Source organism: Massilia sp. IC2-476, assembly GCF_020707295.1.
GTDB lineage: Bacteria > Pseudomonadota > Gammaproteobacteria > Burkholderiales > Burkholderiaceae_D > Telluria.
In genome coordinates, this window is the sequence record NZ_JAJFER010000003.1 from 567067 (window position 1) to 581570 (window position 14504).

The 14504-nt window shown below is 70.2% G+C and carries 13 protein-coding genes; 7 read left to right on the top strand and 6 right to left on the bottom strand.

The features are described from left to right. Position 1: 1 nt before the first annotated feature. Positions 2-835 (bottom strand): EamA family transporter, encoded by an 834-nt coding sequence (locus LK539_RS11570; RefSeq protein ID WP_227801053.1) that lies wholly within the window; start codon positions 833-835, stop codon positions 2-4. Further along, positions 835-2100: a TCR/Tet family MFS transporter gene (locus LK539_RS11575; RefSeq protein ID WP_227801054.1), complete on the bottom strand. Its 1266-nt coding sequence runs from the start codon at positions 2098-2100 to the stop codon at positions 835-837. The genes LK539_RS11570 and LK539_RS11575 overlap by 1 nt, the downstream gene beginning before the upstream one ends. Before the next feature lie 206 nt (positions 2101-2306). Here LK539_RS11575 and LK539_RS11580 point away from each other — a divergent pair, with 206 nt between their 5' ends. Beyond that, positions 2307-2981 (top strand): PEP-CTERM sorting domain-containing protein, encoded by a 675-nt coding sequence (locus LK539_RS11580; RefSeq protein WP_227801055.1) that lies wholly within the window; start codon positions 2307-2309, stop codon positions 2979-2981. Here the strand turns inward: LK539_RS11580 and LK539_RS11585 are convergent. The 4 genes from LK539_RS11585 to LK539_RS11600 form a co-directional block, all read right to left on the bottom strand. After that, complete coding sequence (locus LK539_RS11585; protein WP_227801056.1) at positions 2978-3655, bottom strand: HD domain-containing protein; 678 nt, start codon at positions 3653-3655, stop codon at positions 2978-2980. The two genes, LK539_RS11580 and LK539_RS11585, sit on opposite strands and share 4 nt — an antisense overlap. Next, a complete protein-coding gene (locus LK539_RS11590) occupies positions 3624-4316 on the bottom strand; it encodes a ribonuclease HI family protein (RefSeq protein WP_227801057.1) in 693 nt (230 codons plus the stop codon). The genes LK539_RS11585 and LK539_RS11590 overlap by 32 nt, the downstream gene beginning before the upstream one ends. 66 nt (positions 4317-4382) lie before the next feature. After that, positions 4383-4988 (bottom strand): binary toxin-like calcium binding domain-containing protein, encoded by a 606-nt coding sequence (locus LK539_RS11595; protein WP_227801058.1) that lies wholly within the window; start codon positions 4986-4988, stop codon positions 4383-4385. A gap of 187 nt (positions 4989-5175) precedes the next feature. Beyond that, a complete protein-coding gene (locus LK539_RS11600; protein ID WP_227801059.1) occupies positions 5176-5391 on the bottom strand; it encodes a hypothetical protein in 216 nt (71 codons plus the stop codon). Between the two features lie 217 nt (positions 5392-5608). Here LK539_RS11600 and LK539_RS11605 point away from each other — a divergent pair, with 217 nt between their 5' ends. The 6 genes from LK539_RS11605 (at position 5609) to LK539_RS11630 (ending at position 14504) form a co-directional block, all read left to right on the top strand. After that, positions 5609-8653, top strand: a complete 3045-nt coding sequence (locus tag LK539_RS11605) for a penicillin-binding transpeptidase domain-containing protein (RefSeq protein WP_227801060.1) — start codon at positions 5609-5611, stop codon at positions 8651-8653. 89 nt (positions 8654-8742) lie between these two features. Next, on the top strand, positions 8743-10020 hold the full coding sequence (locus LK539_RS11610; RefSeq protein ID WP_227801061.1) for a hypothetical protein: 1278 nt from the start codon (positions 8743-8745) through the stop codon (positions 10018-10020). Then, positions 10017-10574: a hypothetical protein gene (locus LK539_RS11615; RefSeq protein WP_227801062.1), complete on the top strand. Its 558-nt coding sequence runs from the start codon at positions 10017-10019 to the stop codon at positions 10572-10574. Before LK539_RS11610 ends, LK539_RS11615 begins: the two co-directional genes overlap by 4 nt. After that, positions 10568-11590 (top strand): hypothetical protein, encoded by a 1023-nt coding sequence (locus LK539_RS11620; protein ID WP_227801063.1) that lies wholly within the window; start codon positions 10568-10570, stop codon positions 11588-11590. Before LK539_RS11615 ends, LK539_RS11620 begins: the two co-directional genes overlap by 7 nt. After that, on the top strand, positions 11587-12582 hold the full coding sequence (locus LK539_RS11625; protein ID WP_227801064.1) for a hypothetical protein: 996 nt from the start codon (positions 11587-11589) through the stop codon (positions 12580-12582). Before LK539_RS11620 ends, LK539_RS11625 begins: the two co-directional genes overlap by 4 nt. A 59-nt stretch (positions 12583-12641) precedes the next feature. After that, positions 12642-14504 carry a hypothetical protein gene (locus LK539_RS11630; RefSeq protein WP_227801065.1) on the top strand — a complete coding sequence of 621 codons (1863 nt, stop codon included), beginning with the start codon at positions 12642-12644 and terminating at the stop codon, positions 14502-14504.

A 14504-nucleotide genomic window follows, 5' to 3' on the forward strand; every position in this document is an offset into this window, starting at 1 on the left:
GTCACGCCAGGCGCAGTACCGCTGCGCCGCCCGCGATCAGGACGGCGCCGGCGATGCGCGCGGGTCCGACCCGTTCGCGCAGCACCCAGGCGGCGATCGCCGCCGCGAACACGATCGAGGTCTCGCGCAGCGCCGCCACCACGGCGATCGGCGCCATCGTCATCGCCCACAGCGCGATGCCGTAGGAACCGACGGTGGCGATGCCGCCGCCCAGCACCAGCAGGGGCCGGGCGCGCACATAGGCGCCCAGCTCAGCGTGTAGCCGGCGCGGGCCGGTCAGGGTCACGCCCAGCCCCGTGAGCAGGAACAGCCAGGCCGTGTACGCTGCCGGCGCCCCTGAGCGGCGCACGCCCAGCCCATCGACCAGGGTGCAGGCGGCAACTATCACGGCAGTCAAGAGGGCCAGTCCCAGGGTGCGGCGCGAGGCGCGCAGTCCGCCACCGCCCACGCAGACCACGGCGCCGCCGGCGAACACGAGGCCGAGCGCCAGCGCCTGCGCCGGGTGCAGCGCTTCGCTGCCGCTGTTGGCCAGCGCAACCAGCACCGGCGCCGCGCCGCGAATCAGGGGATAGGCGTGGCTGAAGTCGGCGTCGCGGTAGGTGGCGGCCAGCAGCCGGTAGTAGATGAGGTGCAGGGCGGCCGAGCCGGCGATGTAGGGCCAGCTGGCGCCCAGCGGCGCTGCTAGGTATGGCAGGCTCGCCGCCCCCAGCAGGGCGGCGCCGAGCGTGACCGCGCCGGCCGCGCGCAGCTTGTCCGGCTCGGCCTTGATGGCCGCGTTCCAGGCGGCGTGCAGCAGGGCCGCGCACAGCACGGCCGCCAGGACCAGCCCCGGCATCAGGCGTTCACGCTGTGGTGCTCGTCGTGGCTGTCATGGACGCGGTGGGTGCGGAAGTACAGCCAGGCCACCAGCACGGCGCACGCCTGCATAGCGGCGCACAGGAAGAAATGGCTGCCGAGGCGCCAGTCGCCGGACGGCAGGTGGCTGACCCGGGCCAGGATCGCGGTGCCGATCAGCGGCGTGACGATCACGCCCAGGCTGCTGATCGACTGCAGCGAACCCATGAGCTCACCCTGCTGGTCGGCCGGGGTGGACTTGGAGACGATGGCCTGCAGCGCCGGCCCGGCGGCGAAGGACAGCACGTTGCACAGGATCAGGGCATACATCATCCAGCCTTGCGTCGCCAAACCGTAGCCAAGAAAGGCAAACGCGCCCGAGGTAATACCCAGCAGCGACAGCCGCACTTCGCCGAAGCGCCGGATCAGCACCGCCAGCAGCCCGGCCTGCACCACGGCGGACACCAGTCCCACGCAGAACAGGGCGATGCCGTTGTCGCGCGGGGTCCAGTCGAAGCGGAAGGTGGTGTACAGCACCCAGGTCGACTGCAGCATCATCTGGCCGAAGGTGACCAAGGTAATGGCAATGAGCAGGCCGCGGATGTCCTGGCGCCGGGCCAGGCGCAGCAGGGCGGCGAGCGGGTTCAGGCGCGACCAGGCGAAGGGTGGACGCTTGCCGGGAGCAAGCGACTCCGGCACCAGGAAGTAACCGTAGACCAGGTTGGCCGCGCCCAGGGCCGCCGCCACGTAGAAGGGCAGGTGCAGGTCGGTATTGCCCAGCAGGCCGCCCAGTACCGGGCCGCAGATGAAACCGAGGCCGAAGGCGGCGCCGATCTTGCCGAAGCTTTTCGCCCGGTTTTCCTTGGTCGAGATGTCCGAGGCATAGGCCGCGGCCACCGACATGCTGGCCGAGGACATGCCGCCGATGATGCGGCCGACGAACAGCCAGAACAGGGTCGGCGCCCAGGCCGTGACAAGGAAATTGAGGCACATGCCCGCCATCGAGTACAGCAGCACCGGGCGCCGCCCCACGCGGTCGCTCAGGGCGCCCAGCGCCGGCATGAACAGGAACTGCAGCACGCCGAAGGTCGAGCCCAGTACGCCGAACCACAGGGCCTGATCGTCGCGGCTGGGGACGAACTGTCCGACCAGCAGCGGCAGCACCGGGACGATCAGGCCGATGCCGAGCATGTCGATGAAGATGCAGACCAGGACGAAATTCAGCTTGCCAGGTTTGGAAGTCGGTAACGTCGTCGAGCTGGACATGGATGCCTCAGACTGGGGGATAGGCAGCTATCTTAACATTGGGCAAGCGCCCACCGAACGGGATGGTCTGCCGGTATGTCGAAAAACTTGACAGTTCGGGTCGGTGGTTTTGGAGGATTCCTCAGTGCGCCCCGTTGTTGCCGCATCGGCACGAATCTTGCTCTCCCATAAGTGCCACTCCCGGCAGCCAAATCATAGGGATAATAATGACAAACTTGAAGAAGCTTGCCTGCGCGTGCGCGGCCGCAGCCTCACTGATCGCAGGCAACGCCTGCGCCGCCCCGATCGTCCTGGATTTCGAGGGGATCGCCGAATTCAGCAAAATCGGGAATTTCTACAACGGCGACACTGACGAAGCCGGCAATAGCGGCACCAACTACGGAATCAGCTTCTCGGCGGACAGCATCGCGCTGATCGACAGCGACGCCGGCGGCCACGGTACCATCAGCGGCATGCCTTCGGGAGCCACCGTCCTGACCTTCTTCGATGGCGGCGCCGCGGTCATGAACGTGGCGGCGGGTTTCGACACCCGTCTGGGATTCCATTATGCGGCCGGTGATCCGGGCATCGTGCGGCTGTTCGATGGTCTGAACGGCACTGGGAACCTGCTGGGCTCACTCAGCCTGGCGGTCAATATCGGCGGCTGCCTGGACGGGAACGACCTGTTCTGCAATTTTAGCGAGATGGAGATCCTGTTCGGTGGAACTGCGCGCTCGGTGTCCTTCAGCGGCGAGAACGGCTGGATTACATTCGACGACGTCGCGCTCGGCGCGCTCGAAGGCGCACCGGCCCAGGTACCGGAACCGGCCTCGCTGGCCCTGGGCGCACTGGGCCTGGCGGGACTGGCGGCCGCACGCCGCAAGCGCGCCGTTCCCCGCTAAAGCCGGAGCGCAGCGCCGCTCTCGGCGGCGAATTCCTCGCGAAATGCCAGCAGCCGCGCCAGCCGTTCGTCAGCCAGCGCGCGCCCGCCGCTCGTCTGCATTATCCCCGGCAGCTTGGCCAGCTTGACCATGATGTGGTCGAGCGCGTAGCTGCGGTCGTCGAATTCGCGCTGCACGCCGAGTGGATCCTCCGGGTGCGCGAGGCCGCTTCCCATGCGGCCGGCGATGTAGAACATGCGCGCCAGGCCGACCGCGCCGAGTCCATCCAGGCGGTCGGCGTCCTGCACGATCTTCGCTTCCAGCGACTCGGCCTGGATGCTGGCCGAAAAGCTGTGCGCCTCGATCGCGTGCGCCACCGCGTCCAGCTTCTCGGGCGGGAAGTTCATCCATGCGAGCTGGTGGCGCGCCAGCTTGGCGGATCGGCGCGATGCCTGGTCGCGTTCCGGGTCGTTCTTCGGCAGGTTGACCAGGTCGTGCAGGTAGCAGGCGGCCATCACCACCAGCGCGTCAGCCTCGGGGTGCTGCACCAAGAGAGCCTGGGCATTGCGCCAGACGCGCTCCAGGTGGGCGCTGTCGTGGGCGCCGTCGCCGCCGCTGGCGCCTGCGGCCATCGCGGCCAGGCGTGGACGCCAGGTAGCCAGGTCAAGGTTCGGAGGATTCTTCGGATCGTTCATGCGTGTCTTCGGTGATTGGCGGCACGGCGCGCTGCGACAGGGCGTCGGCGGCCGTGTTCTTGTGGCGCGGGATCCAGCGCAGCGTGGCGCCGGGCAGTTGGGCGAGCAGGGCACGCGCCCGCTCGCGGTAAGGGCGCAGCGCCGCGGCGCTCGCGCTGTCAGGGGCGTTCACATCATCGACCACCACCTGGCTATCGCCGTGGAAGCTTGGTGCCTCGGCGCCGTGGGCGACGGCTGCCTCCAGTGCGGCGATCAGGGCCTGGTACTCGGCTTCGCTGCTGTTCCCATAGCCTGCCGTGCGCGAGACTTCCACCCGCAAGCCGTCCGGGCCTATCAGGACGGCGCCGATGCCGCAGCGGCCCGGATTCGGACGCGCCGAGCCGTCGAACCAGGCACGCCAGGCCGGCGCGCCAGACGGTGCACTGCGGCGCGCCAGGCTGGCGGCGGCCTGGGCGCGGCGCGCGCTGGCGCCCTGTTCGCTGCGCAGGCGCAGCGCCGCACGCTCGGCCAGCAACTGGGCCAGTCCGGCAGCGCCGGCCTGCAGCGTGAGCGTGGCGTGCAGCGCCTCGGCTTCCGGCATCCCGGTGCGGGCAGCGAGCTTGCGGCTGGCGGCGAGTTCGCCCTTGAAGGCGGCGGCGAGCAGGACGGCGTGGTCGATCATGGGCGCAGACTATAGCAAAAAAGGCAGCCGAAGCTGCCTTTCTGGTCCGTTCCTGGAATGCCGGTATCAGCGGCGATACGGATTTTCCGGACGATGGTCGTAGCGGTTCGGCACGCCGTCGCCGTCCATGTCGCGGTCGCGGCGGTTGCGCACGCCGTCGTTGTCGAGGTCACGGTCGTAGCGGTTCGGTACGCCGTCGCGGTCGGTGTCGCGGCGGCCGCCACGCTCGTAGCGGTCGGGAATGCCGTCGCGGTCGCGGTCGTAGCGGCGGCCGTCACGGTAGTAGTCGCGGCCATCGCGGTAGCCGCCTGCGTACACCGGGGCGTAGCCGCGGCGCTCGTAGCGGTCGGGGATGCCGTCGCGATCACGGTCCCAGCGGCCCGGTTCCATGTACCAGCCACCCTGGCGCTGGTGCCAGCGCGGCGGTGCATACACGTAGCCCGGGCGGGCGGCGACCCAGTGGCCCGGCACCCAGTCGTGGCGGCGGCCGCGCCATTCCCAGTAGCCGGGCGCCCAGACATAGCCGTGGCGCGCGCGGGGGACGGCCTCATAGATGGGCGCCGGCGGGGCCGAGCCGATATACAGTTGGAAGTCGGTCTGCGCCATCGACGGCAGCGGCGCGAATGCGGCGCCAAGGGCGATCAGTGCAGCGAGGGTGTAGGCAGGTTTCATGTCGGGTCTCCAGATCCAGAAGCGGATGACCCACTATATCGCCGTAGCAGGGCGGAAGGGAGCGTTGAAGCAGAAACTTACATCTGAAACAGAAGGGCAGGCAAACGCTGCAGTAGCGTGATACAAATCGCGGCGCCAGGGGCCGCCCGCTGTCGCCTTGACGCTACAGCGGGCAGGCCTGCGGCACTCATCCGCGCGCCCCGGCGATCTGCTTTTCTTCGGCCGACAGGCGCTTTGCGCTGACGGTCACGACGGCGACCTTGTCGCCGCTGGCCACCATGGCGGCGTCGGCAGTGTAGTTGCGGGCCTGGGCTTCGGGGATGGCGTCCAGCAGGTAGCTGCCCGAGACCGCGAGGCTCATCGCGACGACGAAGACGGCTTCCATATGCTTCATGATGTTCATGGTATTGCTCCTTCAGGTGGGTGGTCGATGTGTGCACTGTAGGACAAGGCTTCCTTGACCGCGAACGGATTGCGACGAGACGCGGAAAACGCGGGATAAGCTGCAAAAATCCCGCGCCGATGCGTGCATGCCGCAGCGCGCACGGATGGGTTTCACCGGCCCTCCGCTAAGCAATTGCGAGGCGGCCGCATCCGGCCGCGCCAACCAGCGGACCACGATGACAGCCACGCTTGCCTCCTTGATGGACAGCCTTGCCGCCAGCCGGACGGCGCGGCGGCGCGCGCGCAACCTGCGCATCGGCAGCAAGACGGCAGTGGCGCCGCGCGTGTCCATCAACCTGTGGACGCTGCTGGCGATTGGCGCCGCTGCGCTCGGCGCGCTGGTGCTGGCACTGGCGGCCCGTTCGCTGCCAACCGCCGGCGAGCCCGAGCAAGGCGGCGCTGCCCTGGCCACGCTGCAGCCGCTGCTGGGCGGCGTGACCGTGCGCGTGCCGCGCGAGCCGGGCATCTCCGTGCATCAGCACGGCGGCGCGGCGCTGGTGGTGGCGTCACACATGCGCCTCGAGACGCCGCTGCGTGTCGACCTGTGTGCCGGGACGCTGCCGCTGCGGATCGGCTACCCGTTTGCAGAAGTGGCTGCACCGGCCCGCACCGCGCTGCTGGCCTTGCCCGGTTCGAACATGCCGCGCGTCGAACTGCGCGGCGATGCGCGGCGTCCGCTGCGCGTGCTGTGGAACGCCGGCGCCGGCAGGGCAAGCTGGATCGGCGACGCCGGCAATGGCGTGGCCGTGCGCGGCACCCGGGCCGAAGGCCTGCTGGGCAGCTCGGGCTGGCTGGTGTGGCAGGACGGCGCATTGCGTTTCACGCGCCGCGCCAGTAGCGCCTGTCCGCAGGCCGGCGAGCTGCTGGTGCAGCGCGCGGTAGCGGGCACGGACGGAACGGGCCTGGTCCAGGCCTTCGGCCAGGGCACCGTGCTGCCGCCGCTGGCGCTCGCGCCGGGCGAATACCGGGTGCCGGCGACGCCCCCGCGCGGGCTGGAAGACGCCTTGTTGTTCGAACAACTGCAGGCACGCGGCCTCATTCTTCTGGGTCGCAACGGCCTGGCCGAGCTGGCGCCGCGCGACCTGGCTGCCTGGCAAGCGACTGCGCCCCAAGATCGCGCGCCGCTGCCCGGCTGGGAATCCGTGCCGCTGGACGATGCCGGGCGCCGGCTGCTCGAGCGCCTGTACTACCGCGCCGACGGCGCCTTCGTGCGCGAGCAGCTTCACGTCTTTAACAGCGAGCGCCGCCTGCTGGCCTGGCGCGTGCGTTCCGGCAGCCAAGGCCAGTGGCAGGCCAGCGTCGGCGGCGTACCGGTGACGCAGGACGAAGGTTTGCCGGTGGCGGCGATGCGCCTGTTCGCGCGCCTGCCGGAAGGCTGGGCGCCGTGGCGTCGGGTCGGCGCCTGGGACCATGGCGGCCAGGGCGCTAGCGCCGTGCTCACGCTGGACGCCGGAGAAGCGGCTGAGCTGCTGTTGGCCGGGCGCCTGCGCCGGGTCGAGGGCGCAACCGTCAATGTGAGCGGCGCCTGCGACGGGCGCGCCTGCCGCGATCGCGACGCGGTCCAGCGCGTGCAGCTGGCGCCGCTGCCGGGCGCGCGCCGCATCGTGCTCGAGGTCGAGCCGCTCGACCTGGCGCAACTGGCCGGCAGCGCGGATGCGGCCTATCGCCACCTGCGGCTCCAGGATGGCCGACTGGCTTGGCACGCGCTCCCCGTGACGCAATCCCTGGCGCGGCCGGCAACGGCCGAGGTGCAGCTTGCCGGCAGCCGCGGCGAAGTCCTGTGGACCGACGGTAGGGCCAGCGCGGCGGCCCAGGCGGCCGGACTCGGCCCACTGCTGGGCGTGCACCGCGACCATGCGTCGAGCATCGCCGGCATGCTGGCGCGCCTCCCAGGGGCCAGCCATACGGCGCGCCTGAGCCTGGACCTGCGCCTGCAATCCATCGCCCAGGCGGCGCTCGACTGCATCGGCCTGCGCCAGGGCCAGTGGGACGGCAAGGCCTGCCACGGCGCGCAGCCGGTGCCGGCGGGCCGGCAAGCGGGCCTGGTGCTACTCGACGCCGGCAATGGCGACATTCTGGCCGCAGCCGGAGGTGGGGTGGGCACGGCGGATGCGGCGCGCTGGCCGGAACTGCGCGACTTCGACCGCGCCGACCCTGCACGCAGCCCACTGCGGCTGCCGGCCTTCCAGCACGACGGCGGCGCCGCCCGCGCGCCCGGCTCGACCTTCAAGGTCGTCACCGCCCTGGGCCTGGAAGCGGCGGCGCGCGAGGATGCTCGCTTCGAGCGCCTGCTGCAGGGCTTGCCCCTGGCCGAGATCGACGCCATGGCGGATGATGCCGGCTACCGATTCCGCATCGGTGCGCCTGCCTACCCGGTGGATGGCGGCGCACGCATCACCAATTTCCGCGAACAACTGGCCGAAGCGCGCGCCGTCGAAGGCCGCTTCGGCCTGGCGCAGGCGATGAGCTACAGCGTGAACACCTGGTTTGCCTGGGCGGCTGAACTGGGCGACCGCAGCCTGGGTGGCCGTGCCCAGGGCGGACTTACAGGCGTGCGCGAGCTCGAAGCAGGGGCGATCGACCCGCTGCGCCCGGTTGCCGGCATGGCGCGTCGGCTCGGTTTCGGCTCGCCGCTGCGGCTCGACGGCGGCCTGCTGCCGCAGGACTTCCGCTGGTCGGCCTGGGACGCGCTACAGGCCAGCCCGGCCATGCTGGATCCGATCGCCACCCGCCACGAAGTGCGGCAGATGGCCATCGGCCTGCGCATGCAGGCGACACCGCTGCAGATGGCGCTGGTCGCCGCCGCGGTCGGGCAGGGCAGGACGGTAACGCCGCGCCTGCTGCTCGAACTCGACGGCCGCGAAGCGGCGCCGCAGCCGGGCCGGGAACTGGGCGTGCGCCTGGACCGCATCCGCGCCGGCATGAAGGGCGTAATCGACCACGGCACCGCGACCTCGGCCTTCCGCGGCAAGGACTTCGAGCGCCTGCGCCCTGGCCTGTTCGGCAAGACCGGCACTGCGCCGACCGGCGACGACGGCATGGCGACCGTGTGGTTCATGGGCTGGCTGGAGCCCGGCAGCCTGCCGGGGCAGACGCGCCGGCTCGCCTTTGCCGCCTTCGTCAGCGAGTCCAGCCTGACCGGTGGCGCCCATGCGGCGCCCATGGTGGCTGCGCTGTTAAAACACATGCAACAGCAGTCTCCCGAACAGAAGGGGGAATGACCCTCATCTGCGCGCCTCGATTTTGTGTTTGTATGGCATCATCTGTTGACAATCCGCTCTTGTGCGGATGGCCATAGGATGAGGAAGGTATGCGTTTGCCGGGAACCCGGTACCAGGAGCACGGTTGGGAGCAGGTCCGCAAGTTGCTCGGGCAATGCTCGCTGCAGGCGCTCGCCCGCATCGATCCCGTCCGGCTGGCCGGGTCGGAGGGCGAAGCGCTGCTGCCGGAGTACGTCGACGCCGTGGCGCGCCTGCTGCGCGTGGACGGTGGCCGTGGCGAGGCGCCAGGCAACAGCTATGGCGACAGCGTGCGCGAACTGGCCCTGAGCCTGGTCTACGAACTGGGAGCGCGCCCGAGCGACTGGGCGGCCCTGTGCACGGCGGTGGCCGGGGAACATGCGCGCATGGGCGCCTTCTGGAACATGCCCGGCGGCGAAGCCCTGCTGCGCAAGAAATTCAACGACCTGTACGCCGTCCTGCGCGACAAGGTCGATAGCGACAATTACCAGGCCGCCTGCGGCCGCCCCTGCAGCCCCAACCGCATGTACGCCTACCGGATGCTGGACACGGCCTACGGCGAGGTCGCGCGCCTGTTCAAGGCCTGGCGCGAGCACCGCGAGCAGGTCGGCGCCATCCTCGCGCGTTCAGTGGAGGCGGAACCGATCGAGGCGCGGCTGCTGGCCGGCGTGTCCGGCTGCCGGCCCGAGTGGATCCTGCGCTGGAGCGAATCGCTGGAGCGCTTCACCGGCGCACCAGGGCCGCTGCATACCCGCTCCAAGCGCTTTGCCGCCCTGAAGGACAGCCCGGACAAGATCGGCGCCATGCTGCGCGAGATCGGCGAATACGAGGCGCTGTCGGCAAACGGCGACCGCGACTGGCTGCAGGACGCGAACGATGCGACGGCCTGGCTCGAGGACTACTGGCGCGTGATCGGCGAATCCGAACAGGCCAGCACGCCGGGACCCGACCGCATTCTCGAAGCGCGGCAGGAAGAACTCGACCTTGCCGAGCCGGTGTACGACGAGCAGGCTGCCGAGCCGCTGCCCCTGCTGGCCGAGCAGGTGGCGCAGCAGGTTTCACTATCCCCCCGCTACCTTCAGATGGCAGCGGCGGCGCAGGAGCGCGGCAGCTGGGCACTGCGCATGATGGTGGACGATACGCTGCCGGTGCGGCTGGCGGTCTACCTGAAGCTGCTCGGACCTTTCGATGACAGTTATCCGTCCGAATGGCTGGACCCGGCCACCGGCGAACTGCCGACCATGCAGCAGCTCGCGATGCTGGACGGGGTGTCGCTGCCGACCTTGCGCAAACGGCGCGACGCGGCGATCGCCCGGCTCAGTAGCGCCGGCAATGAGGAGACAAGATGATGGGCATGACGGAACTGGACCGCAAGTTGCAGGCGCAGCTGCTCTCAGGACGCCGGGTGGAGGGCGACCGCCTGATGCTGGACGACGCGGTGCTCCTGGGGGCGCTCGACGGCAGCCGTCCCCTGACGGCGGGCGAACGGACGGCGCTGCAGGCCTCGCCGCTGACGACTCGCCGCCTGCGCACGCTGGCCGATGGGCGCCGCGCGCAAACGGCGCCACACCGCTGGCAGGGCAGTGGCGGCATGCTGCGCGCCGCCGACAGCGGCACCGCGCTCGAGACCCTGGTTACCGACGACGGCGCCTGGCGCCTGCACTTCGTCGGCGCGCGCGTGATCCTGCAGCTCGACCCGCAGTCGCCGCTCGCCGCTACCTTGCTGCGCGAGGGGCAGCCCCTGCGCGTGCGCGATGGGGCGGGCAGCACGGTGCTCGAAGGCACCCTCGACACGGACGGCGAGTGCGAAGGCCCCTGGCCCTTTGCCGATGCGCCCGCCGTCCACTTCCAGCGCCACGGCGCCCGTTTCACCGTGGAGCCGACCGGAACCAAGGCATGCTGAACCTGTTTACCCGGCCCTTCCGCCAGCCGCAGCCCGACCTTGCCGGGCTCGGTGCGGGCATCATCGCGCTGCCCTTGACGAAAGGCTGCACGGTGCCGGCCGGGTGCTTTGCGGTGCTGGCCAATCGCGAAGGCCACACGCGGCGCCTGAGCGAAGGGGCGCGCGCCGCGATCCTCGAAGGGGAGAGCGCCTGGTGCGTGCATCCGGGACCGTACCAGTGCGAGCTGCTGCCCTTTGCGGCCGCGCCGGAGATCGGCCTGCGCGTCGCCTTTGCGATCGACACGCCCGACCCGCGCGAAACCCAGCAGCGCTTCGACCTGTACCTGGCCAGCGAAGGCGAAGCGCAGGTGGCCCTTGGCGGCTTTGTGGCGTCGCTGGAGGCGGCCCTGCAGCGCGAGCTGGCCCAGGGCAACCTGGAGCTGCCGCCCTGCACCACGTTCGAGGAGTGGAATGCCTTCCGCACCGGTTTCAACCAGTTGCTGTACACCCGCTTCGGCGTGATGGTGGATGACTGCGTACCGGTCGACCTGGGCAGCTCGCGCGACATGGCGGCGCTGTTGGCAGCCCGGCTGGCGCTGCAGCCGGTTCCCGCTGCGGCACCGGCCCAACAGGAAGCGTTCGATGCGGCGCCGGAAGACGCGAAAGCGTTGCGGCGCCTGTTCCTGGAACTGCCCGGCCTGATGTGCGGCTGGCGCCTGGCCATCCTGCCGGCCGATTGCGCGGCGTTTCGACACCACCAGGAGCTGCTGCGCCGGCTCGACCTGGTGAGCCTGTCGGTGGGAACGATGCCGGCGCTGGAACTGGCCGCCCCGGGCCAGCCGCTGCCAGGTGCCGAGCAGCTGCGCCGTGCACGCCACAGCCGCCGCGCCGCGGCCGCACTCGACGAAGCCTGGGCGCTGCTGGCGCGCATGAAGCTGAGCGATGCTGCCTTGGTGCCGCTGCTGCTGGAAGAGGCCGACCGCATCGTCGCCAACCTTGAATGCGACTGCGCGGCGCGGCGCGAGGTGGCGGCATGAATGCCCCCGATGTCAAAGTCCGCAGCCTGGCGCCGGACGGTTCGATGCTGACCGTGACCGCCACCGTGCGTCCGCGCGGCGGCCGGGCGGACGTCAAATGCAGCGTGCCGGACGCCCCGCACATCGCGCAGCGCATGCAGGAAGTGGTGCGCCTGGCGCGCCATACCGAAGCGCGCTTCGACAGCCGCGAGCAGGTGGTGCTGAGCCTGGACCGCGCACCGATGCCCGGCAGCCGTGACTGGGAGCTGGCCTGCGTGCTGGCTGACCGCATGGTGCGCGGACTCTGGCAGGCTAGCGCTCCGGTGGTGGCCAATGGCTGGTCCGACGCCTGGCAGCTCGGGCGCATCGACGGCCACGGCCTGGGTCAGGCGCCGGTGGGCGTGCTGCTCGGCGGCGCGGACGGCTTGCCGCACCTGGGCGCCCTGAGTGGCCACCCCGATCCGGCGGCCGGCGTGTCCGCGGCGCGTGCCTGGTTCCCCCTGTACAGCGGCGGTGCCGGCGACAGCCTGTGCTGGGTGGAAGTGAGCGTGCGCCCCGCGCCGCACGAAGGCGAGGAAGAGGCGAGCATCGCCGCGCCTGGCGTGGACGCTGCGCTGCAGGCGCGGGTACGGGGGGTGATGGCAGGGGCGCGCCATTTCGACGGCCGCGGCCTGGGGCAGTGGCGCACCACGGTGCGCTTTGGCGTCGAACACTTCCAGGGCGGCTCCTTCGAGCTGGCGCTGGTCATGGCCGACCGCATGGCGCGTGGACGCGAATTCCTGGCGCGCGGCCGGGTGCTGGCGACGGGGCAGTCATCGAGCTGGCACGCGGGACAGGTCGAGACGGTGGAGGGCGTGGCGCCGAAATGCGCGCTTCTTGCGCGTGAAGCCGCGCCGGGCGATCGGATCTTGGTGCCACGCGCCTGGGAAAGCCAGTTGCCCGAGGGCTGGCGCGAGTCCATCCGCTCGCGTGGCGCCAGTGTGGCGTGCGTGGACAGGATCGGGATCATTTGAATCTCGCTCAGCTGCGCTAGAATCGATCAGCAATGTGTTGTAACGAAACGGAGTCGGATATGTTCCAGATGTTCGGAGTGAAAGGCGCCAGCTGCCCGCGCTGCGAGCGCAAGAATGGCGGCGATGCGCGCTATTGCGCGGGCTGCGGCCTGATCCTGGGCGCGCCACGCAATCCGCCGCTGCTCAAGGAAAACCGCTGGGTCGCCGGTCCCGACGAACTGGCCGTGTTCTTCGGTGTACGCGAGCTGTCCGGCGTGTTCGTCAAGACGTTGCGCGTGCCGGCCACCGCGCGCGCCTACATCCTGCAGGGCGACAAGGCGACCGAGGTGCCGCAGGGCGAGTACGAGATCGAAGGCTTCTTCACGCGCCTGAACCATTTGCTACGCGACCAGCACGCCGAAATCCTGGTCACCCGCACCGGCGCGCTGCCGGTCGACTTCCGCTTCAACGACGTGGCGACCAGCGAGCAGCTGGCAGTGAGCGCGCGCCTCACGGTCAGCGTGCGCATCGAGAACGTGCCGGCATTTGCCCGCCATTTCATGACCACGCCCGGCACCATCGGCGTAAGCGAACTGCGCGAACTGTTAACTGCGCCAGTGCGCCAGCTGGCCGAGGAATTCGTCGGTGCACGCTCGATCCGCGAGATGGCGGGTCACCGTGAACTGCGCGAGCAGTTGGACGAGCGCCTGCAGGGCGGCCTGAAACTGCTGCTGGCCGAGTATGGGCTGGCGGTGGTGAAGGTCGATACCGTCGAACTGCGCCACGACAAATACGACGCCAACCGCGCCAAAGTGGGCAGCCTGTGGCTGGCGGCCGACGAGCGCCATGTGCGCGTCGAGCATGCGAAGCACCTGGACGAGCTCTACGATGCCGAGGAATGGCAGCGGGTTCGTCGCGCCGAGCAGGCGGCGCGCGTGCGCCAGCGCGAACGCGAGCTGCGCCAGGACGACGCCATCGCCCGCGCAGAACTGTCGCTGCAGGGCGCCGACCGTGCCCACGCCGTGCGTGCGCGCCAGATCGAGCTGTATGCGCGCGTCCTCGACGCCAGTTCGCGCAAGCAGGCGCTGGAGCGCGGGGCGGGCGACGTGCTGGCGGAACTCGAACACGAACTGGCGAAGAAGGGCGCCCGCCGCGCCGACGAAGCCCAGGAATGGAAACACCTGCGCACGCTGGCCCAGCTGCGCATGCGCAGCGAACTCGAAGTGGCGCAGCAGGATGCGCGCCAGGCCCAGGTCATCGCACGCCAGCGCTTCTCGCAGCAAGTGCTGCAGCAGCAGATCCGCTACAAGATCGAGCAGGCCGCCCTGATCGAGGATGCCGACCGCCAGCGCGCAGAATTGGCGCGGCTGCGCGAGAGCGAAGCCGATGCGGCGCGCCGCGCCCGCGAGATCGACGAGGAGGAACACGTCGCGCAGCACCAGAGCCTGGTGCTGGCGAATACCGCACGCCGCCGCGACGCGGAGCGCCTACAGGAGTGGGAAGACGAACAGGCGCGCCAGCGCATCGAATCTACCCGTACCACGGCCCAGCTGGACAAGCTTGCCCGCACCATCGAGCTCGATGCGCGCCAGGCCCGTGCCATGCAGGACGTCGGGCTTGAGGGCGAGGAGCGGCGCCATGCGCTCGAGCTGCGCCGCCTGGAAGTCTTTGCCGCGATGGACGACACCGCCAAGCTGGCGCTGAGTGCGGCGCCAAATGCGGCGCTGCTCAACGACTACATGAAGACGCGCGTGCACGCGGGCATGGATGCCGACCAGCTGGCCGCACTGGCCGGCCTGGCAGGCGAGGGTAAGCTGAGCTCCGCCGAGGCGCTGCAGCTGGTGCGGGACGAGCAGGCTCGGCGCGAGCTGGAGGTCGACAAGGACCGCCAGCACCAGGTCGAGTTGCTGGCGGCCCAGGCCCGTGCATTGAAGGACAAGTAA

Excerpts from the sequence above, each read along its gene's own strand:
- LK539_RS11615 (WP_227801062.1), top strand. The coding sequence starts at position 10,017 with ATGATGGGCATGACGGAACTGGACCGCAAGTTGCAGGCGCAGCTGCTC.
- LK539_RS11595 (WP_227801058.1), bottom strand. The coding sequence starts at position 4,988 with ATGAAACCTGCCTACACCCTCGCTGCACTGATCGCCCTTGGCGCCGCA.
- LK539_RS11570 (WP_227801053.1), bottom strand. The coding sequence starts at position 835 with ATGCCGGGGCTGGTCCTGGCGGCCGTGCTGTGCGCGGCCCTGCTGCAC.
- LK539_RS11575 (WP_227801054.1), bottom strand. The coding sequence starts at position 2,100 with ATGTCCAGCTCGACGACGTTACCGACTTCCAAACCTGGCAAGCTGAAT.
- LK539_RS11600 (WP_227801059.1), bottom strand. The coding sequence starts at position 5,391 with ATGAACATCATGAAGCATATGGAAGCCGTCTTCGTCGTCGCGATGAGC.
- LK539_RS11630 (WP_227801065.1), top strand. The coding sequence starts at position 12,642 with ATGTTCCAGATGTTCGGAGTGAAAGGCGCCAGCTGCCCGCGCTGCGAG.
- LK539_RS11610 (WP_227801061.1), top strand. The coding sequence starts at position 8,743 with ATGCGTTTGCCGGGAACCCGGTACCAGGAGCACGGTTGGGAGCAGGTC.
- LK539_RS11605 (WP_227801060.1), top strand. The coding sequence starts at position 5,609 with ATGACAGCCACGCTTGCCTCCTTGATGGACAGCCTTGCCGCCAGCCGG.
- LK539_RS11585 (WP_227801056.1), bottom strand. The coding sequence starts at position 3,655 with ATGAACGATCCGAAGAATCCTCCGAACCTTGACCTGGCTACCTGGCGT.
- LK539_RS11580 (WP_227801055.1), top strand. The coding sequence starts at position 2,307 with ATGACAAACTTGAAGAAGCTTGCCTGCGCGTGCGCGGCCGCAGCCTCA.
- LK539_RS11625 (WP_227801064.1), top strand. The coding sequence starts at position 11,587 with ATGAATGCCCCCGATGTCAAAGTCCGCAGCCTGGCGCCGGACGGTTCG.
- LK539_RS11620 (WP_227801063.1), top strand. The coding sequence starts at position 10,568 with ATGCTGAACCTGTTTACCCGGCCCTTCCGCCAGCCGCAGCCCGACCTT.
- LK539_RS11590 (WP_227801057.1), bottom strand. The coding sequence starts at position 4,316 with ATGATCGACCACGCCGTCCTGCTCGCCGCCGCCTTCAAGGGCGAACTC.